The organism is Paraburkholderia kirstenboschensis (assembly GCF_904848585.1).
In the GTDB taxonomy this organism is placed as follows: Bacteria; Pseudomonadota; Gammaproteobacteria; order Burkholderiales; family Burkholderiaceae; genus Paraburkholderia; species Paraburkholderia kirstenboschensis.
Genome location: NZ_CAJHCR010000051.1, coordinates 1 through 4,707, shown reverse-complemented (window position 1 = coordinate 4,707; position 4,707 = coordinate 1). Strand labels below are relative to the sequence as shown.

At 57.1% G+C, this 4,707-nt stretch carries 7 protein-coding genes and 1 pseudogene; 4 read left to right on the top strand and 4 right to left on the bottom strand.

Annotated elements, in window-relative coordinates; translation table 11 throughout:
* The coding region (locus JMY24_RS37740; RefSeq protein WP_268960853.1) for a DUF5372 family protein at window positions 1-143 on the bottom strand (143 nt) is incomplete at its 3' end.
* Between the two features lie 50 nt (window positions 144-193).
* On the opposite strand from JMY24_RS37740, the pseudogene JMY24_RS37735 reads away from it, so the two are divergent.
* The 3 genes and pseudogenes from JMY24_RS37735 to phoU all read left to right on the top strand — a co-directional run.
* Window positions 194-391: pseudogene (locus tag JMY24_RS37735) on the top strand (integrase core domain-containing protein); the annotation flags it as partial.
* Window positions 392-475: 84 nt separating this feature from the next.
* Window positions 476-718, top strand: coding sequence for a hypothetical protein (locus JMY24_RS37730; protein ID WP_413231310.1), 243 nt, complete (start codon window positions 476-478; stop codon window positions 716-718).
* 164 nt (window positions 719-882) lie between these two features.
* Window positions 883-1,590 (top strand): phosphate signaling complex protein PhoU, encoded by a 708-nt coding sequence (phoU, locus tag JMY24_RS37725; RefSeq protein WP_201704084.1) that lies wholly within the window; start codon window positions 883-885, stop codon window positions 1,588-1,590.
* 14 nt (window positions 1,591-1,604) lie between these two features.
* On the opposite strand, the gene JMY24_RS39855 is transcribed toward phoU, so the two are convergent.
* From JMY24_RS39855 to JMY24_RS37710, 3 genes are all read right to left on the bottom strand, one after another.
* Window positions 1,605-1,823: a hypothetical protein gene (locus JMY24_RS39855; protein ID WP_413231309.1), complete on the bottom strand. Its 219-nt coding sequence runs from the start codon at window positions 1,821-1,823 to the stop codon at window positions 1,605-1,607.
* Window positions 1,824-2,190: 367 nt separating this feature from the next.
* Window positions 2,191-2,454, bottom strand: coding sequence for a hypothetical protein (locus JMY24_RS37715; protein ID WP_201704082.1), 264 nt, complete (start codon window positions 2,452-2,454; stop codon window positions 2,191-2,193).
* On the bottom strand, window positions 2,447-3,109 hold the full coding sequence (locus JMY24_RS37710; RefSeq protein ID WP_201704080.1) for a ParB/Srx family N-terminal domain-containing protein: 663 nt from the start codon (window positions 3,107-3,109) through the stop codon (window positions 2,447-2,449). The genes JMY24_RS37715 and JMY24_RS37710 overlap by 8 nt, the downstream gene beginning before the upstream one ends.
* A gap of 153 nt (window positions 3,110-3,262) precedes the next feature.
* On the opposite strand from JMY24_RS37710, the gene JMY24_RS37705 reads away from it, so the two are divergent.
* Complete coding sequence (locus JMY24_RS37705) at window positions 3,263-4,093, top strand: CHAD domain-containing protein (protein WP_201704078.1); 831 nt, start codon at window positions 3,263-3,265, stop codon at window positions 4,091-4,093.
* Window positions 4,094-4,707 lie beyond the last annotated feature (614 nt).

Below are 4,707 nucleotides of genomic sequence, written 5' to 3'. Positions count from 1 at the left end.
ACATTCGTCCACGACGCAAGCAATGAGCGCAGCCGTCCATGTGCGTCATAAAACATCACACGGTCCTCGCCCCAGTTCTGTTTGCGGGTTGCCAGCACAAAGCGCCTGCCCCGCCATGGATGGAACGGGTGGGTGACCTCGATCTCTACACGCGCTTGAGCGCCTGTACGATCTGCATTCGTGGACTTACGGGAACGGCATGGCGGAAAGCTTCGTGAAGACGATGAAGCGTGACTACGTCGCCTTTATGCCGAAGCCCGACGCGGCAACGGCTGCACGCAATCTTGCCATTGCATTCGAGCACTACAACGAGAAGCATCCTCACAGCGCGTTGCAATATCGCTCGCCACGCGAGTTCCGACGCAGAACCGATTCATCAACCTTAGTGTGAGGCGGTGTCCGGGGGGCAAATCCAGCCGGCAAACAGAAGCGTGCGAAACCCGTTGAAACCGCACAGGTCAGTCCAGGAACAGAAGTGAAAGCGAAACGCGCGAAGAAGGAGAAGCTCGTGCGCGACAGCTTCACGATGCCGAAGCCCGACTATGAGAAAATCGCAGCGCTGAAACGGAAGTGTCTCGACGCAGGCGTCTCGGTGAGCAAGAGTGAGCTGCTTCGCGCTGGGCTGCTTTTACTGGACTCGGCTCCCACCGCAGAGAGTCTGCTCGCAGCTGTTTCCGCGGTCGAAACCGTCAAGACCGGTCGACCAGCAAAATCGTAGCTTTACCACGCTCCGAGCGGGCTCCCGTGGAGCCTGCGTATCACCGCTACGCCGGATGCCTGCGCACGTTTCGTGGAGCTTGTGCCACCGTACCCTACGTGCTGCAGTGGGCATGAAACCGAGGGGCAACTACAAAACAGCCTGGTCGAATGACAGGAGTTCAGATGCCGGATAACCACCTTTCCAGTCGATTCGACGCTGACATCAACGGGATATTGGCCAAGGTTTTCGAGATGGGCGGCATCGTTGAATCGCAAGTCATCAATGCGATGCAGGCGCTGAACCACCTGGATTTGGACCTGGTCGATAGAATCATCATCGACGAGCGTCGACTCAATGCCCTCGAAGCGGAAATCGATGAAGAGTGCATCAATATCATCGCGCGGTACCAGCCGGCTGCACGCGACCTGCGTCTGCTGATGGCCATCTCGAAGACCGTCACGAACCTCGAGCGCGCTGGGGATGAAGCGCGGAAGGTCGCGAAGCGGACCCGACGAATTGCAGAAGACCGCAATGCACTGGCCATCAATATCACGGAAATCGCGCAATCCGGTGAGATGGCCATAACTATTCTCCGCCGTGCGCTTGATGCGTTCGCGCGCCTCGATACAGCTTCCGCCGCACAAATCGTCCGCGACGATGACGCCATCGATGAACAATTTCGTGCGGTCATACAGAAGTTGGTGACTTGCATGATGGACGACCCGCGAGTGGTCGCCATTGCGCTGGACTACCTTTTCATCGCGAAGGCCATTGAACGCATTGGCGACCATGCGACAAACATAGCGGAAATCATTATCTACGTCGTCAAGGGCAAGGACGTGCGCCATGTTTCTCGCGAACAGCTCGAACACGAAGCCTTCAGCGAATAACTATTCCGGTGTCGTCAGCATGACACTGCCCGGCGGGTCGTTGGGTGGATGGCGTCACGTTTTCTGTTATAGCGAATCGCTTGCCTTTGCAGCGTGGACAATCGCTCGAAGTGGTCAAGCCGGGCAAATGGCGGTTGCAGTTCTATCACTTCAAGCTCGTCGACCAGCGCTGCAGGCATGCCTTCGCTCAGCCATGCACATATGTCAGCAAGCAGTTCCGGTGAGACGAACATACCGAGCCGCCGGCTGTTCTTTAACACCGCACCGCCGGGCGCAACCGAGAGTATCGCTGCTTATGGATTAACGCCTCGGACTAGACGCGCCGTCGATTTGGGCATAGACGTTGAGGCGGTAATGCGCGTGATTGCGCGCCGCGGCCAACCGCTGGTTTTAGTCGCCGGCACAGCTCCGATGCGTGCTGACCGGCACGCGTTATCTCGTTCTGGTCACGGTGTTTGGCCTGCTGCGATAGGGGACCGCGACCAACGTGTGAAGCGCCAATCAGCCAAACAAAAAATCGCATCGACAGGACAGTCCTACGAAACAGACACATACTCGCTGCAAAACCGCGTCTCAATCAGTGCGGACGTCCGGGCGCTTCTACGTTGGGCGCCAACTGGGATTACGCGTACATTGCTGGGAAATGACGTTGTTCCCATCCATCACCCGCGCGACATAGCTCCGGTCTTCGGCGTCTAGTATGCGCGTCCATTTCGCGGCGAGATTCTCATCAAGTGTCTCGAACACGCTGACCTGCCTGTCGGTTTCGCCAGTGAACGACGCTAACGTGTAGGTTGCGTCACCGGGGAGGTCGAGCAAGCCTTCGTCCTCAAAACGGACCTCCACAATATAACGTTTAGTCATGCTCGTGACCCGCGGTTGGAATAAACCCGGGGAGCTGCCTCGCCTCGGGTAGCTTGGAGGCTGCGAACGCTTCCGCAAGCATGAGTGCGAATCCATCCACCGTCGCCGGGCGCTGGGCAACATGTCCTCTCAGGAAATCCGCCCACGCGAATTTGGCATTGAATTCACCCGGATTTTCAAAAACGCCTGCTGTTCTTACAAATGCAGCAAGGCTCTGGAAGGGGTCATTGGGGATTGCTTCAACGGACTCAGGCAAGTCAGAGAGCGGATATTTCCGCCCGTGTTCATCGAAGGGGTGCAGCCAACCTCGCTCTGACATGGTCTTCACAAATTGCTCTTCCGTGAAGCCGCGGAAATCTTCCCTGATGCGAACCGGCGCTTCCGGGAGTCCCATGTCAAACCATGCGCGCGCCCAATGATGATGGTCAACTACGTGGAGCGACCCTGACGGCCCATGAACAACCGCGATGGCCTGTTCCTCGGCGAATGCACGTCTTGCTTCAGGTTTAAGCTCAAGATAGCTCGCCGCCTTCGCCTGTACCTGAACGTAGCCGATTGCCCCCTGCGTGGGCCGCAGCAGGGTCCACGGGACCCAGCTTGGCGAACTATTGTCGTCAGCCGCTGTGTCGCTTCCCGATTCCGATTGCTCATCCATACGCGGCTCCGAATGTGACGACGCGCGGCCCAGACCTGGCGCAAGCGCCCCAAATCTTGGCGAGCAAGCGCCGCGCCTACCGGTCGACAAGCCATCCAAGGGAGGGTACGGTTCTTGCCACAACTCGTGTATCTGCAAGGCGGGGAAACGACCATGACTACAGACGGCGGCACCCAGACGCGCGGCCCCCAGGCGCTGGCAGAGGCGAACTTCGCCACCTATGCCAACCCGTTGGTCACTGAAGCCATCGAAGAGGCAGCGGCTCTTCGGAACGATGCCGACGCCGAGAAACTGCACAAGCTTCGCGTAGCACTGCGTCGGCTGCGAACTCTGCTTTGGGCCTATCGGCCGATTCTGGATGCGAAATTTGACAATGAGCAGCGTGACCTCTTCAAGTCTCTTGCGAGTGCGGCGGGCAACACACGCGACTGGGACATACTGATTGAGCTTGTCGAAAATGACGGCGACGAGACTTTGTTGAACGCATTCAGAAGAAATCGGAATGAGACGGCCGAGAAAAGCGCTGAGACTCTAAGAAACTCTCATCTCGACGAGACCTTGCGCGACGCAGTAAGCGAGGCCAATCGGGAGTTGAGCACCTCCTCCGCCCGAACGCCGCTCACGAAATTCGCGCAGAAAAGAGTAAAGGCGGCACAGGACCAACTAAAGAAGCGGATGCACCACGCGTCGAAAGCGGGCGGCTCTGACTACAGCTCTTACCACGACGTACGCAAAGCTGGAAAGAAAGTGCGATACCTAATCGAGTTCTTCGAGCCCTTGCTAAAAAAGAAGCAGCGTCACGGGCTTAAAAATCTGAAGCAGCTACAAAAGCGCTTTGGCGAGCTAAATGATGTCGTCGCGAGCCGCGACCTTCTCAACGCACATCGTGCGTCGCTGCCGGATGGCGTCGACACGAAAGCGGCCCTGCGTGCTCTAGAGAAAAAACAGAAACGCCGAATCAAGGCAGCGTCGAAGCCGCTGTAGAGCAGATGCTGCTGCAATTAGCGCCACGCACAAGGTTGGGGCGTTATCTTTGATTGAAGGAATGCGACCGGCGCGCACGTGTGACGCATCGGTCTGCGTCGCCAGGGGTTCGTCGACACGACGGCGGTTGGTTGAGCGCATGAAAGAGACTCGTCAAACTCAGCGCTTCATAGACAAAAAGCTCCCTTGTTAAAGGAGAAGTAAAGACCTCTTTACCAATGGCCCTGCAGCAGAATGCCCCGTTATGCCTCGTTCTGCCGCATCGCCCGACAAGCTCGTGCACTTATGCGTTGTAGTTATTGACGGGCACCAGCTCCTTCGGTAAGTTTGACCAATCGAAGCAACCTGAGCTATGTTGATGTCCGCAGATTATGAGTCAACCAAAGAATTAGAAGTTGAGGTGGAGGGCACCAGGTATCGAGGACGCTACCGCGTCATGAGCGGCACCGTTATCGTGTACTTTGAGGACGAAATTAAGTTCGCGATCCACGACATGAATGGGTCGAGATGGAATGGACACCGCCCTCCCTTCGGGGACGCAGAGCCTGGTAGAAACGCAGAGGCCCTCCTGAACCGATCGGCATCAATGTGCCAGAGTGGAGTTTCGACACGTC